The organism is Paenimyroides aestuarii, assembly GCF_024628805.1.
Classification (GTDB): domain Bacteria; phylum Bacteroidota; class Bacteroidia; order Flavobacteriales; family Flavobacteriaceae; genus Flavobacterium; species Flavobacterium aestuarii_A.
In genome coordinates, this window is record NZ_CP102382.1 from 2,374,301 (window position 1) to 2,393,706 (window position 19,406).

Consider the following 19,406-nt stretch of genomic DNA (forward strand, 5'->3'; position numbering starts at 1 on the left):
CAAACTTTAAGAATAAACTTAAAAGCCTTTGCTTTGAAAGACGCTTTGGCGTTTCCTGTGGTGGTGTATCGTGGTTTTAAAATTTTACAATTTAAAGGAAAAATTCAGCTAATAGGAAAACCTCAATTTGGGTTGATTGGATTCGGACAATCCTATGAAATTTTTAAACGAAAAAGAGCAGTAGGCGAGGCGGTACTAAATGGTGTTTTGCAAATTCATGGAAAAGTTCAGTTTGGTATTGATACAAAATTATACATTAAATCAAATGCCCTTTTAACATTAGGACACATCAATTCATTTGCCAGCAGAACAGAGATTATTTGCTATAAAAGTATTACCATTGGCGATTGGGTGCAATTTGGAAACGATTGTTTAATTACCGATACCAATTTTCATGCGATAAAAAATAGTATTACTCATGAAAAATTGTCATTTGATAAAGAAATTAGCATTGGTTCTTACAATTTTATAGGAGCTCGATCAACCATAAAAGGCAACACGCACACAGCAGATAATTGCTTAGTTGGAACAAACTCTTTGCTGAATAAAGATTACCGTTCGTTTGGAAAAAATGTGCTGATTGGAGGTATTCCCGCAAAACTAATTAAAGAACATATTGTGCGCGATTGGGAAAGTGAAAAAGAAGCACTTGAAAAATACTTAACCATAAAACTATAAAATGAGCAAAATAATTACACTGCCAAAAATAAAAGATCCACGAGGCAATTTATCAGTTATCGAGGGAAATACCATTCCGTTTGCTATCAATAGGGTATATTTTTTATACGATGTGCCGAGTGGTGCAGAGCGTGGCGGGCATGCTCATAAAAATCAACAAGAATTTATTATTGCTGTGGCGGGAAGTTTTCAAGTGGTGTTAAACAACGGAAGTGAGGAAAAAGTATATCACTTATTTAAACCCAACGAAGGCTTATATGTACCTGTGAATACATGGCGTGAATTGCGAAATTTCTCAGCAGGAGCAGTTTGCTTGGTTGTTTCGTCTGATGCTTTTGATGAAAACGATTATATCCGCGATTTTAATGAATTCAAGAGTTATTTAAGCAGATAAAATCGGCATTTCAATTCAATAATACAGAATTTCAGCAAATCAATCCAGCGTTTGTTTTTAAAAGATTGCTCCATGCTGTAATGAATGCGTTTTAGCAAAGCTTTGTGTTCTGCTTTGCTGGTGTTTCTGGTCAAAGATTCTTTAAAAATCCTTCGCAACGATTGATTAATTTTACGTGAAAATTCATCATTTTTATAAAATTGATTGCCTAATGATTGTTTTAAATATCTTTTTTCCACCAAAAAGGCATCCAAAAAGGCAATTTTATACTTTTTTGAAAGGCGTAACCAATAATCCAAATCTTCAAAAAACAATTCTTCGTTGTAGCCATTTAAAAGCATAAAATGTTTTCGAGTGATCATAGAAGCTACGGAACACATGATGTTGCCACCGCCTAAAATTCGAATATAATCGGTTTTAAAAAGTGCTTTATCAATTACTTTATTTTTATTATCTACTTCAAAAAAAGGTTTTGTGCGGTTCCCATTCTCATCAATATGATAGGCGTTTCCAAAAACAATCCCCACTTCTTCGGGTTGTTCCATAAAAAAAGCGACTTGTTTTTCTATACATTTTGGCAACAAACAGTCATCGGCAGACAGATCAATTAAAAAAGTTCCAGCAGATTTTTTAACTCCCAAATTAAAAGCTTGGGTATTGCTGATTGTTTCGCTGCGTTTTATATACTTTATTTTGGGGTGATTTTGAACAACTTCCTGAATTTCTTTTTCAGAATTGTCTGAACTTCCATTGTTAATTACAATTATTTCAATATTTTTATAGGTTTGATTCAACACCGAAAGCAATGCTTGTTGCACAAAAGCTTCGTGGTTAAAACAGATACAAATTACAGAAACAAGAGGTATCGACATATAAAAGTTTATTCTACAAATATATAAATTAAGAATTCAATTGAACACATTAAAAACCTTAATCATTGTAACAGATTTAACGCTCGGCGGCATTCAAAACTATGTGCGTGCTTCTGCAAATTTGTTAAAAGAAATGAATCATAAGGTTTTCATTATTGCGATTAATGAAGCATACAAGTTTAAAGATATTGAAACGATTAGTTTAAATAATTATTCTTCTTATAAAAAACCTTTATTAATAAGCCAATTTATTAAAGAAAATGCAATTGATGTGGTTGTGGATCATCGCACAAAATCAAACATTTTAAAGCAAAAAGTGTATGATTTTTTATTGCGAAAAACTCCAAAAATACAGTTCATCCACAGTGCACATTTTGATTTTTATTTTTATAGATGGAAGGTGCTGAACCAATTTGCTTATAAGCATACAACTGCTTTTGTGAGCGTTTCAAAATATATTGATCAATTGGTTTCAAAAGAAATTACAGCCAAGCATCAAGTTTTGTATCATTATTTTGATGATTTGGCGGTTCATCAAAACCAAGATAAAAAAGACATCCTTTTTGTAGGTAGGTTTGAAAATGATGTAAAAGACCTTACTTTTTTGTTAGAAGCTTATCATTTATCGGAATTGCATGTACAAAACGTAAAGTTTCACTTTGTGGGCAGTGGTAAAGATGCCGCACTAATCAAGCAGTTTGCAGCAAATCATAATTTAGAACAAAAAATTGTGGTACATGCAGCCACCAACGATGTTACTCCTTTTTATCAAAATGCCAAAGTAGTGGTTTTGGCAAGTCATTTTGAAGGTTTTCCGCTGGTTTTAATGGAAGCCTTGCAACATGGAACACCTGTAATTACTACATCATTCAACAATTCTGTTTATGAATTAGTGAAGCATCAGCAAAACGGATTGATTGTGGAAAAACAGCTTGACATTTTTGCAGAATCCCTTCAAAAAATGTATCGCAACGAAGAACTTTACAATGAATTATTGAAGAATACCAAGCTCTTTAATGAAAAATTTTCTAAAGAAAATGCCATAAAGCAGTGGGATATGTTACTAAGAGATTTATTTTAAAATCGACTTACTAATGCCCCATTTTACTAATAATTGTTGCAATTTCGCCAGGTTTTGTAGAATAAATGCCGGTGTTTTTAACAGCACACGCTTTCGCAAGGGTAAATTTCGCAATTGAATTTGTTGAACCAACAATTTGTAATTTTGGTAGTTACCGTTCAATTTGCTGTGAAGTGCAGCAAAATAGCGATTCAAATCAAGATAGGCTTTTAATTTTTGATTACTTTTCTCTGCTTCTTCAAACTTTTTAAAATTCAATCGATGGGTTAAATCGTCTGTTTTTTTTGATAAACTTTCTGCATCGTGCTTATAAATAGCCAAAATATTCCATGTAAAAACAATAGGGTAGTGCATACCAATTCGAATCCACAAATCGGTATCTTGTGCAATTTTTATAGTGGTGTCAAAATTTCCTACGTGTTCAAAAACAGATTTTTTAAACACGGCACAAGAGGTCCAAATTACACATTCTTTTTTACTGGCATCAAAGAAATTTACCACCAAATCTGTTTTAGAAGCATCAATTGAATAAAGCGATGCAAACGTTTTCCACTTGGTTTCTACCTCAAAAGCAGCCGAAAAAACTTCGTAATCGCTGTATTTTTCAATTAAATCATTAAAAGTTTGCAAAAAATGCGGATACCAAAAATCATCTGCATCCAAAAAACAAATATAATTGGCATGTGCATTTTCTATACCGATATTTCTAGCTACCGAAACGCCTTGATTTTCTTGGTGAATGAGTTGAATGCGCACATCGTTTATTTCATTCACCAATGCAACACTTTGGTCTGTGGAACCATCGTTTACAATTATGATTTCAAAATCTTGAAAGGTTTGATTCAAAACGCTTTTTAAAGTGTGTTGAATATACTTTTCTTTATTGTACAGCGGAATGATGATGGAAAATCTAGGCATTTCGATTTAATTTTATCAAATGATACAGTTTATAAAAATCGAGCAATTTTAACGACGGTTGCGCGCTTACCAAATTTTTACAGATAAACGGCTCGGCTTTTTTTCCTACAAAATAAATCAACCAATTCATTACTTTAAACTTTTGCAATTTGCTGTAAAATGCCAATATTTTTATGAAAGAATCATCAATTAGTCCATTTTTTTTTAAAAACCATGCACTTTCTACACTAATTAAACTTTTTTCAATGAAAACTTCGTTGCTTTCTAAGCCTAAATGATAAACTTGATTGTTAATGTGGGTAATTTGGTGCGCATGTTTCATAAAATCAAAAGCAAAAAGCGTGTCTTCGTGCCCATAATTTTTAATAGCTACATTAAATTGGATACTTAAAAACAGTTTTTTTTGCACTAAAAAATTGGCTGAAGAAAAATGGTAGTATGGATTTTTCTGTCGATCTGCAGCACTTTTTGTTTCTCTTTTATAACCGTAATACCAACGCAAATATTCCTTTTTAGGAGGTTTTGCCTGTTGATAACAAATGCCACCAACCACAAGATACCTTTCCTTTGAAATCTCATTTACATAGGATTCAATAAAATTTTGATGCACTGGCAACACATCGGCATCAAGAAAAAGTAAATAAGCAAAAGCAGCATTTTGCGCCAATAAATTGCGAATGCTGCTTCTTCCAATATTTTGATTTAAAACACGATACGAACAATAAGTAAAACGGTTTATTTCTTCATTTTCAGTCAGATATAAAGACGAAGCATCATCTAAAACAAGTATTTCAAAGGTAATCTGCGCTTCCACACACTGCTTATAAATTTCTTTAACAAGCGAAACCGTATTGAAATTAAAAGTAGGTATGAGTACAGATAGCATTAAATGGTTTTTTGAACAACCTCGAAAACTTTACCTTCGTCGCATTTTAATGTTTTTGCCGGATATTTTAACAGCAATGCATAATCGTGCGTAGCCATTAAAATAGTTCTACCGTTTTCATTAATTTTTTGCAGTACTTCCATTACTTCCACACTTGTTTGCGGGTCTAAATTTCCTGTTGGTTCATCGGCTAAAATCAATTCAGGGTCATTTAGAAGTGCACGCGCAATTGCCACACGTTGCTGCTCGCCACCCGAAATTTGATGCGGCATCTTTTTTAAATGTTGCAACATTCCCACACGGTCTAAAACATCTTCGATTCGTGCATTCATATCATTTTCATTGGTCCAGCCGGTTGCTTTCAACACAAACAAAAGGTTTTGGTGCACATTGCGGTCTGGTAACAATTTAAAATCTTGGAAAACAATACCCAATTTGCGTCTTAAAAAAGGAATATCGCTTTGTTTTAATGAACGCAAATCGTAATCAACAATCACACCTTCTCCTTGTTTCAAGTGTAAATCGGCATAAAGGGTTTTCATTAAACTACTTTTTCCCGAACCTGTTTTACCAATCAGGTAAATAAATTCGCCTTTTTGAATATCGATATTTATATCTGTTAAAATAGGTTCTTCTTCTTGAAAAATGCTTGCGTTTTGTAGTTTTAATATAGATGTTGACATAGATTTTTTTTGTAAAAATATCAAAAGTTACGGGTTAATAAAAATTCCATCGGAAAATATGTACTTTATCATCTGTTTTTAGAAAAAGTAATTCCAATTTTGGCTGTTAAAAATTGATAGTTATTCATGTATTTTTCCCAATTTGGAGCTGTATCGGTTTGCATTTTATGGATGGAATATTTCATGCCAAATGTAAAATAGGCATTGGTTCCAATTTTATGCAAGTAATCTACTCCTAAACCTAAACCATTGCTTTCTGAATTCAGCTCTTTGCCAAAACCATTGCTGGTATATTGTGATTTGTCATACGAAATATAAGGTTCTAATATACTTTGTTCGTTTATAGGTTGGTAGAAACTTGCATACAAACCAGGTGTGAGTACGGTGGTTTTTTCAAAATATCCAAAATAGTTGTTGTTTTTAACCATCATTCTTTGAAAGCCTAAATGCGCTCCAACCGTAAATCGCTGGTAGCTTATGATTGCCAAACGTCCTTGAAGCGACGGAAATGCAACTTTGTGTGCATCGCCCATCATACTATTATTGGGTGCTAGATTTGAAAAGCCCAGTGTCATTTGAAAAGTGTTAAAAAAATCAATACTCGAATTTTTTTCGTTCTGAGAAAAACCTGAAAACGAAATCAATAGGCAGTATAAAGAAACCATTTTTTTCATAATGAATAATTTAAAGTACCTAAATTCACATAGTAATTATTCGTATTGTAATTGGATATATATCCAAAATAACGGTAGTCATTATTATGCGTAATTCTGATTACATATACATTTGTTTCTTCATTTCGAGGAATGGAAAAACTAATTGTTCCAGAGGCATCGGTTTTTGTTTTTGAAACACTAATCCACTTGCTGTTTATATTTATTTCGCTAGGATACAGAGCCGTTATTGATCCATTTGTAGGTTGATTGTACACAGGATACACATTGACTTCTACGCCCTGTAAAGGTGCATTGTTATAAATCAGTTTTCCCTCAACAATAATTCGAGTATCGCCGTCGTAAATATCTGTGTTACAACCTATAAAAGTTGTGGCTAAAAAAAGTACAGCTATTTTTTTCATAAGTTTTCATTTAATTCTAAACGCATTGCAAAACATATAGTAGCATTTTCGCAGATATAAAAATAAAATTCTTTTTCGGTTTTGCAACAATAAATAGCAGCTTTTTGATTAAATGTTAGTTCTTTTAAGTAATTCAGGTCAATTGATTTAATTTTTGCATGCTGATGAATTTCAATAGGCAAACAGTCCAAACACCATTCGATGTATTTTACGTTGTTCACGTGATTTAAAGCATCTAAATCGGAATAAACCACTGTGTGTTCTGCGATTAGTTGGGCAGGTTTTGAAAGATCTATTTTTGCAAAAGATTGATTTGTTGGTTTTTTGTTGGGAAATTTCTCTAAATGCGAATGATCAATTAAAATGGCTTCGGGTCTGCGTTTTTTGGTATTCACACACACCCACAAACTGTTTATGCCTATAATTTTTTTTTCGTTAAGAAACACTTCAAAATCGCGGATGGATTTGATACCGGCTAATGTTTCAATCCAAGTTTCCATTTCAATTGTTTCGTGCCATTGCGGTAAATTTTCCACTTCGATACGCATACTGCTCAGCACCCACGCTTGATGGTTTTTCTGCATATCAAAATAACTCATGCCGCCCAAATCGGAATGTTTACCAGCAAGTGCTTGCAAAATGTTCATTAAATCGGTAAACCTGATTTTGGAATTTACCGAGCATTTATCAATGGTAACGTGACAAGTTCCTTTGAAAATCGATGAAAATTTATTGGGTAATTGCATGTATGTGTTTTATAATTTTTTGCACAGATTCTTGATACGAAAACCATTTTGCATCTTCGTTTCGTTTAAACCAAGTTAGTTGTCTTTTGGCAAATCGGCGGGTATTTTTCTTAATTTCTTCAATTGCATCATTTAAAGAAATTTTTTCATCAAAAAAATCAAAAAGCTCTCTGTAACCAACTGTTTGTAAAGCGTTTAATTGTTGGTATTCCTTTAAACCAGCCACTTCGTGTAGCAAACCATTTTGCATCATTGCATCAACGCGTTGGTTGATACGTTGGTACATTATTTCGCGTGGGGCTTCTAAACCAATCACAATGGGAACAAAATTTCTTGCTTTTTTAGGTTGATTTAAAAACGAAGAGTAAGGTGCTTGTGCTGCGATTGATACCCCGATAAAACGTTTCATGCGCTGTTGGTTTTGCAACGTTTGCGGATTGTTTTCGTTTAAAAAATGGAAATAATCGGGATCTAATTGCTGCAAGGTTTTCTGTAAATATTCAAAACCATGCGTGTTGTAATTCTGGTCGATTTTGGCTTTTATTTCATTGGAAACTTCCGGAAAATCATCAAATCCTTTTAAAATGGCATCTACATACAAACCAGAACCTCCCACCACAATTTGTATATGGTTTTGCATGAATAATTCATCTAACAATGCCAAAGCTTCTTTTTCGTAATCGCCCACATTGTAATCTTCGGTAATTGATTTATTTTGAATGAAATAGTGCGGTGCTTGTGCTAATTCTTCTTTGGAAGGAACGGCGGTACCAATGGTCATTTCTTTAAAAAACTGTCGGCTATCACACGATACAATAGCGCAATTAAAATGATTTGCCAGTTTTATGGATAATGCGGTTTTGCCAATTGCAGTGGCACCAATGATTACAATTAAGTAGTTAGTTGTTGATTTTAACTGCTCCATCTATAAATTTTTCGCCGCAATTGTAGCAAAAATTAGCATATTCGTTATAAATATACATTTTGCAACGCGGACAATTTTTCTGATTTTTTTTACCTTTTCTGTTTTTTGCCAATTCAGCGGTTACAATTCCAGTTGGCACTGCAATGATACCATAACCCATAATCATGATGAACGATGCAATTGCTTTACCAACAGGCGTGATTGGGGCAATATCACCATAGCCAACCGTTGTCATGGTTACAATACACCAATAAATACTGTTTGGAATATTGGTAAAACCATTGTGGCGGCCTTCTACAATGTACATTATTGTTCCTAAAATTATAGACATAACAAAAATAAAATACACAAAAACAATGATTTTACTCATGCTGGCACGCAACGATTCTTTAATATGCGAAGATTGATTTAAGAAAGGAATTAAATCTAAAATAGCAAACAATCGCAGTAATCTTAACGAGCGAATTACAGTAAGCGCTTCGGATCCAGGTATAAAAAAACTTAAATACATGGGCAAAAGCGATATTAAATCAACAAATCCGTAGAAACTAAAAATGTAATTGAGTGGTTTTTTGTTACTAATGATGCGCAATATGTATTCAATAGAAAAAAATACGGTGATAATCCATTCGCTTATTACAAAAAAATCGTGGTAAAGCTCATCATATCTAATGATACTTGCCATCATAATCAATACCACACTAAGCAAAATGATCACCAACAGCAATAAATCAAATGTTTTTCCTGCTAATGTGCTTGTGCCATAGATAATAATGTAGATTTTCTGACGAAGAATTTCGTATTTGCTTTTTACTTTTTTCATTCCTAGAACGATAGCAATTTATAATCTTTTTTTGTGTAAAGATAATGTTTTATAGTGTTTAAGACATCTTTGGTGTAAACCAGTTGAATTAATTTCTTTTGCAACACATCGGTATTCAATACTTGATAATTCAAATCAAAAAAACAATAGCCTTTAAAAATACCATTCTCAATAACCACTGCACTTTTTTCGTTTATAGTTCTTCCTTTTAAAATAATGATTTTTTTATTCCACAGCAATTCATTTTTACTCAATAAATCATTAAATAGTGTATTGTGCATGTCGGTGGGATAGTTGATTTGTTCGGAAGCTGAAAGGGCGTTTTGAACCTGTTCTACAATTTCGTTTTCTTGATACAAATCGTTGATAAATTGTACGGCATTTTTTTGGGTTTTGAACGATTGTAGGGCTTTTTTACGACCGTTTGATTTTTGAATTTTCAATGTTTCGTAACCGCTGTCTAATTTTTCTTGATAAACTGCCCACAAAAAAGGCGATTTTCGTTGTGTGATATTTAAAACCGGTTTGTTGTGCAACAGCTCTTCCCGTTCTTTCAGCAAAGCGATTAATTCGTTGCCGGTTTCCTCAAATGTAACGGTGTACACTTCTTTTTGAATGCGTTTGGCAATTTTGGAATCGGCAGTAAAAATTTGATTGAGCTTTTTACGGATATTGTTGCTTTTGCCGATATAAATAATATTTCCTTTATCGTTGTGCACATAAAAAATACCTACAGTGGAAGGAATATTTTGTAAAATATCGAACAATTTTGGTGAAATGCCCTGATGTTGCTCGTTCTTAATTTGTTGTTTCACAATTTGCTTGTCCAAATCTTTATCAAGCAATAACTTGAACAATTTCAACGTAGCCATAGCATCACCGCTTGCTCTGTGACGATCAGCAATAGGAATTCCCAATGAGCGAACCAATTTACCCAAGCTATACGCTTCTGCATCGGGCAACAAAATCTTAGACATTTCAACAGTGCACAGCGTAGATTTCTGAAAATTATAGCCCAACCGATCAAATTCTAATTTTAAAACCCGATAATCAAAAGATGCGTTGTGTGCCACAATGATACAACCTTCGGTTATTTCAATGATGCGTTTGGCAACCTCAAAAAACTTCGGAGCCTGACGTAGCATAGCGTTGTTTATACCAGTAAGTTTTACAACAAACGGCTGAATGGGAATTTCAGGATTAACCAGGCTGATGAACTGATCTATAATTTCAACACCGTCAAACTTATAAATGGCAATTTCGGTAATGCCTTCTTTATTAAATTGTCCGCCGGTGGTTTCTATATCTATAATTGCGTACACTGTAATGATTTGGCAGCCCTCTAAAAAGTGGGCTGGTTTATTAAAGGCTAAAATACGAAAAATGTTAATGGTATTAAAAATGATTTTCTTTCTAACAAATTCTTTAATCTACATAAAAATAAGAAATACGTTCAGCTACTTTATTATCTTTTAAATAAACTTGTCTTAATCTATAATGAGTACTAGAAGGTGATTCAGAGTATTGTAAGGCATCGATATCATTTTGTGGATTCCATTCAACAATTGGATTACCAATTATTTTTAAAACTTCTTCTTTTGTCATTCCTTCTTTAATTTTCAAAAATTTTTTATGAGAATAATTTTCTGAAAATTTTGTTTCTTCAACAAGAAGTGTATTCAGTAGAAGTCCGGAGTATCCATCAAGGTTTAAAACTGGAATCAATTGTTTTAAAGCAAAAAGGAATATTACAGTAAGTAAAATACTTAAAACAAAATTTTTAATTTTTTTCATCTGGTGAATATTTGAATTACCTCCCTCCAAAAATTGAACTTCCAATGCGAACAATAGTGCTTCCGCATTCAATAGCAATTTTATAGTCGCCGCTCATTCCCATAGAAAGTTGCTGAAAATGACAATTGGGTAATTGGTAAGGCTGTAAATAATCGAAAATATCTTTTAGAGATTGAAATTCTGAACGAATTTTATCCTGATTTTCTGTAAAAGATGCCATTCCCATTAATCCAATTACTTTGATATGTTCTAGCGATTTGAATTCTTCGGAATGTATCAATTGCAGCAATTCATCGTGTGCCAAACCAAATTTCGATTCTTCGGTGGCTATATATACTTGCAATAAACAATGGATGGTTCTTCGCCATTTTTTTGCTTGTTTGTTGATCTCTTTCAACAGTTTTAAACTATCCACACCGTGAATTAAGCTTACGTAAGGTGCCATGTATTTTACCTTGTTGGTTTGCACGTGGCCAATCATGTGCCATTGGATGTCTTTAGGCATTTGTTGCCATTTTTCAGTCATTTCCTGAATTTTGTTTTCGCCAAAAATCCGCTGACCTGCATTATAGGCTTCCAGCAAATCGGCAACCGGTTTTGTTTTAGAAACCGCTACCAAATGAACATGTTCCGGTAAAGTATCTTTTATATTTTGTAAGTTTTCAGCTATATTCATTTTTTTTACCACAAAGTTTTTAAGTTTTTGCACAAAGTTTACAAAGAGCCGTTTATTACTCTTTTTAAACCGTGTTTTAATAATACAACATTAAAGTTTATTAATAATCCAAGCTTGAAATTTCCTAATTTCATATAGGTTAGTGTTTGTGCTAAATGTACGTCGTTTAATGCATCTACACTTTTTATTTCGATTACTAATTTATTTTCAACCAATAAATCCATTCTATAACCACACTCAAGTTTTACATTCTCAAAAACCAAAGGCATTGCTTTTTCTTTTTCAACCTTTATACCTTCTTGTTTAATTTTATAGAATAAACATTCTTTATAGGCGCTTTCTAACAATCCAGGACCTAAGGCTTTATGAACATCAATGGCAAAACCAATAACTTTATTAGATAATTCATTTTCAATCATAGTTTTATTTCCTTTGTGTGAAATCTTTGTGTCTTTTGTGGTTAATCTACAATTCGTAAATTATTAATCCATTTCTTAATTTTGGTTCAATATAGGTGCTTTTTGGGGGCATAGTTAAATCGTTATCTGCAAGAGTTTTTATTTCGCTTATTGTTGATGGATATAAAATAAAACCAATTTTAAATTCCCCATTATCTACCTTGTTTACCAATTCAATGATATTTTTATTTCCTGGGATGTAACTAATTCTGCTATCGGTTCTTAGATCTTTTATATTCAACAAAGGGTTTAATATTTTTTTGTATAATATTTGAGCATCTAATCTATCGATAATGCGTTCGTTTTCAGGAAGTTCTTTTAATGCAAGCGAATAAAATGTGCCTTCTAGATACATTCCAAACGTATATTTTTTGTTAGGTTTCCAAAATTCATGTACTTTTTCAACCGTAAAATCATTTTCCAAAACAGATAAAAATTCGGCAGTTTCCATACCGTTTAAATCATGAACCAAGCGGTTGTATTCATTAATTTGTATCAATTTTTCACAAATTAAATAGCTCATAAAATAATTCATATTATCACTTGCATCAACCCCTTTTTCGTTCAACAATAAATTAGATGTTGCCGAACGATGATGACCATCTGCAATATACAAATTGGGCATTTTTTGGAAACTTTGTTGAATAAAATCTAAGTCACCTTCCGCATCTATTTTCCAAATAATATGGCGCTCACGGTTTGTTGTAGAAAAATCATACAAGGCAGGTTGATTCATTTTTTCGCCAATCCATTGCTCTAGTTCTTCACAATTTGGATACATCATTAAAACCGGTTCGGTATTGAAACGGGTTTCGTTGAAATAATCTTTCAGATTTTCAACGCGGTATTGCAAGGTGTTTTCGTGTTTTTTAATGATGTTTTCCTTATAATCTTGAAGCGATGTTCCTGCTAAAATACCTATAAAATTATTTTTTTTAGTTTTGATTTGATACAAATACATTGCGGGCTTTTCGTCTTTAATCAAGATGCCGTCTCGTTTAAAATCCTCGTATTTTGTAGCCACCATTTTATAACGGCGTATCGGATCAATCTTTTCTTGATTGATAAAGGCCAAATTAACGATGTGAAGAAACGAAAACGGATTAAAATCGAGCCACGAAGCCAGTTCGGCTGCCGAATAATCATCATAAGGACGCGTAGTGACCAACGAAACTTTATCTGCCGCCGGACGAACTGCTTTAAAAGGAATTATATCTGCCATTTATTTAAAATCAAATTAATAAATAGTCTCTGTTATGGTACAGTAACTGTTAAGCTGAACTTGTTTAACTGCGTTCAATTCGCAAGTTCGGGTCAGCTTCTCATTATTTAAATTTCAAGATGTGATTCCGAAACAAGTTCAGAATGCCAAAACATTTCAAATTAGTATTTATAAAGGTACTAAATGTATCTATTAAAAAAACAGAAAAGACAATTGAACATTGTTCAATCGTCTTTCAAAATTAATTTTCTATATGATTATGAAAACATTTTTGCAACTTTCTCTGCTTTTTTGCTTTCAGAATAATCGTAAAAACCTTCGCCCGATTTCACACCTAATTTTCCTGCCATAACCATGTTTACTAACAGCGGACACGGTGCATATTTAGGGTTTTTAAAGCCATCGTACATTACGTTTAAAATCGATAAACAAACATCTAAACCAATAAAATCGGCTAATTGTAAGGGGCCCATTGGGTGTGCCATTCCCAATTTCATAACCGTATCAATTTCTTGAACACCTGCAACACCGTTGTATAATGTTTCGATAGATTCGTTAATCATAGGCATTAAGATACGGTTTGCAACAAATCCTGGATAATCGTTTACTTCGGTTGGTGTTTTTCCTAAAGCCAATGATAAATCCATGATTTTTTTGGTAACATCGTCGCTGGTGTTGTACCCACGGATAATTTCTACCAATTTCATAATAGGCACCGGATTCATAAAGTGCATACCAATAACGCGTTCCGGATTTTTAACAACCGCTGCAATCTGTGTGATGGAAATAGAAGAAGTGTTTGATGCCAAAATAACATCTTCTCTGCAAACTTCGCTCAATTCTTTAAAGATGTTTAATTTTAGGTTGATGTTTTCGGTAGCAGCTTCCACAACCAAATCTACGTTTACTACACCGTCTTTAATATCGGTATAAGTAATGATGTTTTCAATAGTAGCTTTTTTATCGGCTTCGGTAATTGATCCTTTCGCAATCATACGGTCTAAATTAGACACAATGGTGTTCATTCCGCGCTCAATTGCTTTGTCTGAAATATCAATTAAACAAACTTTAAATCCTTTTTGTGCAAATGTATGAGCAATTCCATTGCCCATTGTTCCTGCACCAATTACAGCTATATTTTTCATTTTTATGTTTTAATACGATTTTATGCGAATATACTTTATTTAATTTATTTACCGAAACAATTAATGATTCGATGTGCAATTCTTAATGCTTCTGTTCCGTCTTCTAGGGTTACAATTGGCGTGGTGTTAGTGTTAATGGCATTGGCAAATGTTTCCAACTCATCTAAAATAGCGTTATTGCTTGGAACAGACGGATTATCGAAATAAATCTGCTTTTTAACGCCTTCTGCATTCTGAAGAATTAAATCAAAATCGCCTGGAGTTTCAGGTGCATCTTTCATTTTCACCACTTCACAGATTTTATCTAAATAATCAACAGAAATATAGGCGTCTTTTTGAAAAAAACGAGCTTTACGCATATTTTTCATTGAAATTCGACTCGATGTAATGTTTGCAACACAACCGTTTTCAAACTCAATTCGGGCATTGGCAATATCGGGTGAATCACTAATTACGGCAGTTCCCGTTGCGTGAATGTTTTTAACAGGTGATTTTACCACACTTAAAATGGCATCGATATCGTGAATCATTAAATCTAAAACCACAGGAACATCAGTACCGCGCGGATTGAATTCTGCCAAACGATGGGTTTCGATAAACATTGGGTTGTGAATTTTATCTTTCACAGCCATAAATGCCGGATTAAATCGTTCCACATGCCCCACTTGTCCTTTTACATTGAATTCTTTTGCTAGTTCAATAATGTGTTCGGCTTCTTCCACCGTATTCGAGATGGGTTTTTCCAAAAAAATATGTTTACCTGCTTTAATTGCTTCCACCGCACAATCGTAATGCGAAAGGGTAGGCGTAACAATATCCACCACATCAACCGCTGCAATTAAATCGGTAATCGAATCAAAAGCTTTATAACCAAATTCTGCCGCTACTTTTGCAGCATTTTCTTTAAAAGGATCATAAAATCCTACCAATTCGTATTTTGAAGATTGATTTAACAATCGCAAATGAATTTTTCCTAAATGACCTGCGCCTAATACGCCAATTTTTAACATACTGAATGTTTTTTGCAAAGTTAAAATATATTTGAAAACCGAAGTGATTTATTAGCTGAAAGTTACGTTGCCGTTAAAAATATTCTGTATAAAAGCTTGCATTAACTTTGAAAATATGTGTAATTTTGAATGCTTAAGAAACGATTTAAAAGGTGAAAGACACTGCAAAACATCAAGGTTTACGAAATCAACTAATAAAGCTATTAGCTGAAAAAGGTATTTATGACCAAAATGTACTCACAGCTATGAATACCATTCCAAGACATTTGTTTTTAGAATCGGGCTTTCATGATTTTGCTTATCAAGATACTGCTTTTCCTATCGGAGCCGGACAAACTATTTCGCAACCATACACCGTTGCTTTTCAGTCGCAGTTATTGCAAGTGAAACCCGATGATAAAATTTTAGAAATTGGTACGGGATCGGGCTATCAAACAGCCGTTTTGTGCAAAATGGGTGCAAAAGTTTTTACGGTTGAACGCCAAAATGAATTGTACAGAAAAACATCGGTTTTATTACCCAAATTAGGCTATCGTCCACGTGTGGTTTCGTTTGGCGACGGATACAAAGGCTTGCCTAAAGACGCACCATTCGATGGAATCATCGTTACTGCCGGTGCGCCTTTTATTCCGCAACCGTTAATGGCACAGTTAAAAATAGGAGGTAGGCTGGTAATTCCTGTTGGCGATGCTGTTCAAGTAATGACTTTATTGATTAGAACCTCGGAAACGCATTTTGAGCAACACGAATTTGGCGATTTTAAGTTTGTACCGATGCTGGAGGATAAGAATAGGTAGGTTTACGAAAACCAACTAATTATTTCTCCTAAACCAACAAAAAAGCAAACTCCAAAGATTATAAAAAGTAAAAAACAACCAATTGGAATAAGTTTTTGAAAGACATTTGAGTCGTTTCTTTCTATTACTTTTTTAGGATTAGCTTCATATTTCTCAACATATCCAATTATTGTTGATGAGTCTTTATCAATCCAATCTACAAATCGTTCAAAAGGTATTGTTTTGTCTTTTGATATGTCTGTAATAGTATTAATATTTTTTGAAGCAATTAGCATGTACATTGAATAAAGAAGTAAACCCTCTTTATTGGCTTTTATATAACTTTCGTCATTACCACCACCATATTGGAAAATCCCAAAATAGGCATTTTCCTTTAATTTTTCTGTATCAAATTGATTTATTAATTCTTGAATTTTTTGATCATCCATAAGTTATATTTTTTCCAAAAATAAAAAAAATTATCAATCTCTTAATGAGCTTTTATATCTTTGAAAGAAAATATGAGAATAAGTTTCTGTCTTTTTCTATTGTCTATTTCTGTTTTTTCTTGTAAAAAAGAAGAATCGGTAATAACTGATATGGGCATATATTCAGATCGTTTCTTTATCGATGAAAATGCATTTTTTGAACAAATGAGTTTAGATGACACTTTAACATGCTATATAATGTTAGATAAGTGTGGTGAATGGGGAGGACCTCAAGAATATTATAAAATTTACCAAACACATAAAGATAGTACCTATTTAAAATATTATTGGTTTGATATGGATTGTGACTCAAATAGAATTTGGAGAGATTCAATGAGATTTCACGAGAAATCACCTATTCTTTTAACCCAGAAAGATAAAAAATACCTTTCAAATTTATTTCTTCTTATTATGAAAGGAAAAATAACTGAGAAAGTTGGTAGCAATGCAGGTGATAATGTTCATTTATTTTCCAAAGATTCTACTTTGAATGTTTCTTTTCACACCGATAATGATTTATTTGAAAGAGATTACAAACAAATAAAAAATCAATTATTTAAAAATTAGATATTGTCAGTAAAATCAAAAAAAACTTATTAGTTTCCTAATAAGCTTTCTTCAAGCGGTCTAAACTAATTTTATTTTCGCGGTCTTTAATGGTTTCGCGTTTATCGTATAGTTTTTTACCTTTTGCCAAAGCAATTTCAACTTTTGCCAAGCCTTTTTCGTTGGTAAACAAACGCAGTGGTACAATGGTTAAACCTTTGTTTTGCACACTTTTATTTAACGATTTTAATTCTTTTTTGTTTAAAAGCAGTTTGCGTTCGCTTTTTGCTTTGTGGTTGTAATGTGTTCCGAACGAATATTCTTCTACATGCGAATTAATCATAAACAATTCACCGTTTTGAAACTCACAAAAACTGTCGGCAATAGATGCTTTCCCCAAACGAATGGACTTTATTTCGGTTCCTGCCAAAACAATTCCAGCCGTATATTTTTCAATAAACTCAAACTCAAATTTGGCACGTTTGTTTAATATGTTGATATTTTTCTGCATAGTGCAAATGTACTAAAAGTTGGTGTTTTGTAAAACTATTTGTCTTTTTTCCAAATGGAATAAATAATAACGATGCCCAAAATGCCTGAAATGATAAAACCTATCAAACCTAAAAACGAATTTCCGTAGAACAGCGGCGGAATATGAGCCATCATTAAAATAGACGAGCCAATTGACAAAGCAGCAATGATAATGGCATACGTTAACCGGTTTGATGCATTTTGCAGGGTTTTTCGAACATCTTCTAAGCCCTGTACTTCAAAATTGATCTTTAATTTATCATCTTTTATTTTCTCTAATAAAACGGTTAAATCATCGGGCAGGTTTTGCATATTTGCTGCCAAAATTTTTAAATGTTTTATTGATTTTTGTGCAATTTGTTTGGGACCGTATTTTTTTAAAGCCAATTCATTTGCATATGGGCGCATGCTTTCCATAACGTTTAGCTCAGGGTCTAACTGCTTGCCAATTCCTTCAATGATTGAAATTCCACGCATCAGCAAATAGATAAATTCCGGCATCAACACATGATTATTTGCCATAATCGATTTTACTTTTGCCACAATATCGTTCACGTTAATCTCGTTCAAAGCGGTGTGTTCCAGCATGTGAAAAATATCGTAAATTTCCCGTTCCAACGTTTTTTCATCTTCAATATGATATTCAATTGCCAAACGTTTGGTAAGACGAATGATTTTTTTGGCATCTTGAATCATAAAACTTTCAATAATTTCTTCTAACAATGCCATATCGCCTTTCATAATCTGCCCCATAGAACCAAAATCTATAAAGCAAAACTTTTGGTTGTTCATTATAAACACGTTGCCCGGGTGCGGATCTGCGTGAAAAAAACCATCTTCTAAAACCATTTTCATAAACAAAACAATGCCTGTTTGCGCCACATCTTTTGGCAGCATGCCGTTTTCAATGATTTTTTCTTTATTGTTCACCTTGAAACCCTCCACAAATTCCATGGTAAGCACGTTATTGTTCGATAGTTCTTTATAGGTTTGCGGAACATATACTTCGGTGCGGTTTTCGAAATTTTTGCGGAATTTTTCTATATTATGCAGTTCATTGGTCAGCGATAATTCGCGATACATATTGTTTTCAAACGAATTTATAAGCTGTTTTAAACTCATTTTTCGGGCAGTATCATAATTTTTTTCCAGAATATTTGCCAAATCTTTCATGATCATGATATCCGACCGAATTATTTCTTCGATAGTGGTTCTCTTAACCTTAATCACCACTTTTTCACCGTTAATCAATCGCCCCACATATACTTGCGAAATAGACGCAGATGCAATAGGAGTAGGGTTGATATATTCAAATTGTTCTTGAGGATCAATTAAAAGTTCGTCTGCCAATTTTTGGAATATATCTATATCTTCAGGCGGCACATTATCTTGCAGTTCGGCTAATTCGGCAATCATTTCTGGTGGCAGAATATCTTCGCGGTTGCTGAACATTTGTCCGAGCTTCACATACGTTGGTCCCAATTCTTCCAACACTAAACGCACACGCTTATAAACGCCGAGTTTAAAAATTTCTTCGCCGCGTTTTGATTTTAGGAAACCTTTGGGCAGAAATTTTTCTGCACTGGTACGCGCAATAATATCATCGAATCCATATTTAGATAAAATACTGATTACGTTGCCAATACGTTTTATTTTTTTGATTTGATTCATAGCTT

Annotated in this window: 24 protein-coding genes; 5 read left to right on the forward strand and 19 right to left on the reverse strand. The window is 33.2% G+C overall.

Features of this window, described 5'->3' with window-relative positions; translation table 11 throughout:
* Window positions 1–33: 33 nt before the first annotated feature.
* The gene (locus tag NPX36_RS11525; RefSeq protein WP_257498857.1) at window positions 34–678 is read left to right on the forward strand and encodes an LbetaH domain-containing protein; all 645 of its coding nucleotides are present in this window, start codon (window positions 34–36) and stop codon (window positions 676–678) included.
* A 1-nt stretch (window position 679) separates the two neighbouring features.
* Window positions 680–1,072, forward strand: a complete 393-nt coding sequence (locus tag NPX36_RS11530) for a sugar 3,4-ketoisomerase (protein WP_257498858.1) — start codon at window positions 680–682, stop codon at window positions 1,070–1,072.
* Here the strand turns inward: NPX36_RS11530 and NPX36_RS11535 are convergent.
* Window positions 1,057–1,944: a glycosyltransferase gene (locus NPX36_RS11535; protein ID WP_257498859.1), complete on the reverse strand. Its 888-nt coding sequence runs from the start codon at window positions 1,942–1,944 to the stop codon at window positions 1,057–1,059. The two genes, NPX36_RS11530 and NPX36_RS11535, sit on opposite strands and share 16 nt — an antisense overlap.
* 40 nt (window positions 1,945–1,984) lie before the next feature.
* On the opposite strand from NPX36_RS11535, the gene NPX36_RS11540 reads away from it, so the two are divergent.
* Window positions 1,985–3,025, forward strand: coding sequence for a glycosyltransferase (locus NPX36_RS11540; RefSeq protein ID WP_257498860.1), 1,041 nt, complete (start codon window positions 1,985–1,987; stop codon window positions 3,023–3,025).
* On the opposite strand, the gene NPX36_RS11545 is transcribed toward NPX36_RS11540, so the two are convergent.
* The 15 genes from NPX36_RS11545 to NPX36_RS11615 form a co-directional block, all read right to left on the reverse strand.
* The gene (locus NPX36_RS11545; protein ID WP_257498861.1) at window positions 3,017–3,943 is read right to left on the reverse strand and encodes a glycosyltransferase family 2 protein; all 927 of its coding nucleotides are present in this window, start codon (window positions 3,941–3,943) and stop codon (window positions 3,017–3,019) included. The two genes, NPX36_RS11540 and NPX36_RS11545, sit on opposite strands and share 9 nt — an antisense overlap.
* Window positions 3,936–4,829 (reverse strand): glycosyltransferase family 2 protein, encoded by an 894-nt coding sequence (locus NPX36_RS11550; RefSeq protein WP_257498862.1) that lies wholly within the window; start codon window positions 4,827–4,829, stop codon window positions 3,936–3,938. The genes NPX36_RS11545 and NPX36_RS11550 overlap by 8 nt, the downstream gene beginning before the upstream one ends.
* Window positions 4,829–5,512 (reverse strand): cell division ATP-binding protein FtsE, encoded by a 684-nt coding sequence (locus tag NPX36_RS11555; RefSeq protein ID WP_257498863.1) that lies wholly within the window; start codon window positions 5,510–5,512, stop codon window positions 4,829–4,831. The genes NPX36_RS11550 and NPX36_RS11555 overlap by 1 nt, the downstream gene beginning before the upstream one ends.
* Before the next feature lie 68 nt (window positions 5,513–5,580).
* Window positions 5,581–6,186 (reverse strand): hypothetical protein, encoded by a 606-nt coding sequence (locus NPX36_RS11560; RefSeq protein WP_257498864.1) that lies wholly within the window; start codon window positions 6,184–6,186, stop codon window positions 5,581–5,583.
* The gene (locus tag NPX36_RS11565) at window positions 6,183–6,590 is read right to left on the reverse strand and encodes a hypothetical protein (protein ID WP_257498865.1); all 408 of its coding nucleotides are present in this window, start codon (window positions 6,588–6,590) and stop codon (window positions 6,183–6,185) included. The genes NPX36_RS11560 and NPX36_RS11565 overlap by 4 nt, the downstream gene beginning before the upstream one ends.
* Window positions 6,587–7,336 (reverse strand): acyl-[acyl-carrier-protein] thioesterase, encoded by a 750-nt coding sequence (locus tag NPX36_RS11570; RefSeq protein ID WP_257498866.1) that lies wholly within the window; start codon window positions 7,334–7,336, stop codon window positions 6,587–6,589. Before NPX36_RS11570 ends, NPX36_RS11565 begins: the two co-directional genes overlap by 4 nt.
* On the reverse strand, window positions 7,320–8,261 hold the full coding sequence (gene miaA / locus NPX36_RS11575) for a tRNA (adenosine(37)-N6)-dimethylallyltransferase MiaA (RefSeq protein ID WP_257498867.1): 942 nt from the start codon (window positions 8,259–8,261) through the stop codon (window positions 7,320–7,322). The genes NPX36_RS11570 and miaA overlap by 17 nt, the downstream gene beginning before the upstream one ends.
* The gene (locus NPX36_RS11580; RefSeq protein ID WP_257498868.1) at window positions 8,236–9,084 is read right to left on the reverse strand and encodes an ion transporter; all 849 of its coding nucleotides are present in this window, start codon (window positions 9,082–9,084) and stop codon (window positions 8,236–8,238) included. Before NPX36_RS11580 ends, miaA begins: the two co-directional genes overlap by 26 nt.
* 2 nt (window positions 9,085–9,086) lie before the next feature.
* Window positions 9,087–10,406, reverse strand: coding sequence for an exonuclease domain-containing protein (locus tag NPX36_RS11585; RefSeq protein WP_257498869.1), 1,320 nt, complete (start codon window positions 10,404–10,406; stop codon window positions 9,087–9,089).
* A 103-nt stretch (window positions 10,407–10,509) separates the two neighbouring features.
* A complete protein-coding gene (locus NPX36_RS11590) occupies window positions 10,510–10,878 on the reverse strand; it encodes a hypothetical protein (protein ID WP_257498870.1) in 369 nt (122 codons plus the stop codon).
* A 16-nt stretch (window positions 10,879–10,894) separates the two neighbouring features.
* Window positions 10,895–11,554, reverse strand: coding sequence for a YggS family pyridoxal phosphate-dependent enzyme (locus NPX36_RS11595; RefSeq protein ID WP_257498871.1), 660 nt, complete (start codon window positions 11,552–11,554; stop codon window positions 10,895–10,897).
* A gap of 38 nt (window positions 11,555–11,592) precedes the next feature.
* Window positions 11,593–11,973 carry a GxxExxY protein gene (locus tag NPX36_RS11600; protein ID WP_257498872.1) on the reverse strand — a complete coding sequence of 127 codons (381 nt, stop codon included), beginning with the start codon at window positions 11,971–11,973 and terminating at the stop codon, window positions 11,593–11,595.
* A gap of 46 nt (window positions 11,974–12,019) precedes the next feature.
* Entirely contained in the window at window positions 12,020–13,234 is a 1,215-nt protein-coding gene (locus tag NPX36_RS11605; RefSeq protein ID WP_257498873.1) for a DUF1015 domain-containing protein, read from the reverse strand.
* A 257-nt stretch (window positions 13,235–13,491) separates the two neighbouring features.
* The gene (locus NPX36_RS11610; protein ID WP_257498874.1) at window positions 13,492–14,379 is read right to left on the reverse strand and encodes a 3-hydroxyacyl-CoA dehydrogenase family protein; all 888 of its coding nucleotides are present in this window, start codon (window positions 14,377–14,379) and stop codon (window positions 13,492–13,494) included.
* Between the two features lie 44 nt (window positions 14,380–14,423).
* Window positions 14,424–15,389, reverse strand: a complete 966-nt coding sequence (locus NPX36_RS11615) for a Gfo/Idh/MocA family protein (protein ID WP_257498875.1) — start codon at window positions 15,387–15,389, stop codon at window positions 14,424–14,426.
* Between the two features lie 152 nt (window positions 15,390–15,541).
* Here NPX36_RS11615 and NPX36_RS11620 point away from each other — a divergent pair, with 152 nt between their 5' ends.
* Window positions 15,542–16,186 carry a protein-L-isoaspartate(D-aspartate) O-methyltransferase gene (locus NPX36_RS11620; protein WP_257498876.1) on the forward strand — a complete coding sequence of 215 codons (645 nt, stop codon included), beginning with the start codon at window positions 15,542–15,544 and terminating at the stop codon, window positions 16,184–16,186.
* A gap of 2 nt (window positions 16,187–16,188) precedes the next feature.
* Here NPX36_RS11620 and NPX36_RS11625 read toward each other — a convergent pair whose 3' ends face one another.
* Complete coding sequence (locus NPX36_RS11625; protein ID WP_257498877.1) at window positions 16,189–16,614, reverse strand: hypothetical protein; 426 nt, start codon at window positions 16,612–16,614, stop codon at window positions 16,189–16,191.
* Between the two features lie 72 nt (window positions 16,615–16,686).
* On the opposite strand from NPX36_RS11625, the gene NPX36_RS11630 reads away from it, so the two are divergent.
* A complete protein-coding gene (locus NPX36_RS11630) occupies window positions 16,687–17,220 on the forward strand; it encodes a hypothetical protein (protein ID WP_257498878.1) in 534 nt (177 codons plus the stop codon).
* A gap of 37 nt (window positions 17,221–17,257) precedes the next feature.
* Here NPX36_RS11630 and smpB read toward each other — a convergent pair whose 3' ends face one another.
* Both smpB and NPX36_RS11640 read right to left on the reverse strand, forming a co-directional pair.
* Window positions 17,258–17,710, reverse strand: coding sequence for an SsrA-binding protein SmpB (gene smpB, locus NPX36_RS11635; protein ID WP_257498879.1), 453 nt, complete (start codon window positions 17,708–17,710; stop codon window positions 17,258–17,260).
* Between the two features lie 35 nt (window positions 17,711–17,745).
* Complete coding sequence (locus tag NPX36_RS11640; RefSeq protein WP_257498880.1) at window positions 17,746–19,401, reverse strand: ABC1 kinase family protein; 1,656 nt, start codon at window positions 19,399–19,401, stop codon at window positions 17,746–17,748.
* Between the last annotated feature and the right edge of the window lie 5 nt (window positions 19,402–19,406).

What these genes read in the sequence shown, in the direction of transcription:
- NPX36_RS11530 (WP_257498858.1), top strand. Translation starts at nt 680, where the DNA reads ATGAGCAAAATAATTACACTGCCAAAAATAAAAGATCCACGAGGCAAT.
- NPX36_RS11535 (WP_257498859.1), bottom strand. Translation starts at nt 1,944, where the DNA reads ATGTCGATACCTCTTGTTTCTGTAATTTGTATCTGTTTTAACCACGAA.
- NPX36_RS11545 (WP_257498861.1), bottom strand. Translation starts at nt 3,943, where the DNA reads ATGCCTAGATTTTCCATCATCATTCCGCTGTACAATAAAGAAAAGTAT.
- NPX36_RS11550 (WP_257498862.1), bottom strand. Translation starts at nt 4,829, where the DNA reads ATGCTATCTGTACTCATACCTACTTTTAATTTCAATACGGTTTCGCTT.
- NPX36_RS11555 (WP_257498863.1), bottom strand. Translation starts at nt 5,512, where the DNA reads ATGTCAACATCTATATTAAAACTACAAAACGCAAGCATTTTTCAAGAA.
- NPX36_RS11560 (WP_257498864.1), bottom strand. Translation starts at nt 6,186, where the DNA reads ATGAAAAAAATGGTTTCTTTATACTGCCTATTGATTTCGTTTTCAGGT.
- NPX36_RS11565 (WP_257498865.1), bottom strand. Translation starts at nt 6,590, where the DNA reads ATGAAAAAAATAGCTGTACTTTTTTTAGCCACAACTTTTATAGGTTGT.
- NPX36_RS11570 (WP_257498866.1), bottom strand. Translation starts at nt 7,336, where the DNA reads ATGCAATTACCCAATAAATTTTCATCGATTTTCAAAGGAACTTGTCAC.
- miaA (WP_257498867.1), bottom strand. Translation starts at nt 8,261, where the DNA reads ATGGAGCAGTTAAAATCAACAACTAACTACTTAATTGTAATCATTGGT.
- NPX36_RS11580 (WP_257498868.1), bottom strand. Translation starts at nt 9,084, where the DNA reads ATGAAAAAAGTAAAAAGCAAATACGAAATTCTTCGTCAGAAAATCTAC.
- NPX36_RS11590 (WP_257498870.1), bottom strand. Translation starts at nt 10,878, where the DNA reads ATGAAAAAAATTAAAAATTTTGTTTTAAGTATTTTACTTACTGTAATA.
- NPX36_RS11595 (WP_257498871.1), bottom strand. Translation starts at nt 11,554, where the DNA reads ATGAATATAGCTGAAAACTTACAAAATATAAAAGATACTTTACCGGAA.
- NPX36_RS11600 (WP_257498872.1), bottom strand. Translation starts at nt 11,973, where the DNA reads ATGATTGAAAATGAATTATCTAATAAAGTTATTGGTTTTGCCATTGAT.
- NPX36_RS11605 (WP_257498873.1), bottom strand. Translation starts at nt 13,234, where the DNA reads ATGGCAGATATAATTCCTTTTAAAGCAGTTCGTCCGGCGGCAGATAAA.
- NPX36_RS11610 (WP_257498874.1), bottom strand. Translation starts at nt 14,379, where the DNA reads ATGAAAAATATAGCTGTAATTGGTGCAGGAACAATGGGCAATGGAATT.
- NPX36_RS11615 (WP_257498875.1), bottom strand. Translation starts at nt 15,389, where the DNA reads ATGTTAAAAATTGGCGTATTAGGCGCAGGTCATTTAGGAAAAATTCAT.
- NPX36_RS11625 (WP_257498877.1), bottom strand. Translation starts at nt 16,614, where the DNA reads ATGGATGATCAAAAAATTCAAGAATTAATAAATCAATTTGATACAGAA.
- NPX36_RS11630 (WP_257498878.1), top strand. Translation starts at nt 16,687, where the DNA reads ATGAGAATAAGTTTCTGTCTTTTTCTATTGTCTATTTCTGTTTTTTCT.
- smpB (WP_257498879.1), bottom strand. Translation starts at nt 17,710, where the DNA reads ATGCAGAAAAATATCAACATATTAAACAAACGTGCCAAATTTGAGTTT.
- NPX36_RS11640 (WP_257498880.1), bottom strand. Translation starts at nt 19,401, where the DNA reads ATGAATCAAATCAAAAAAATAAAACGTATTGGCAACGTAATCAGTATT.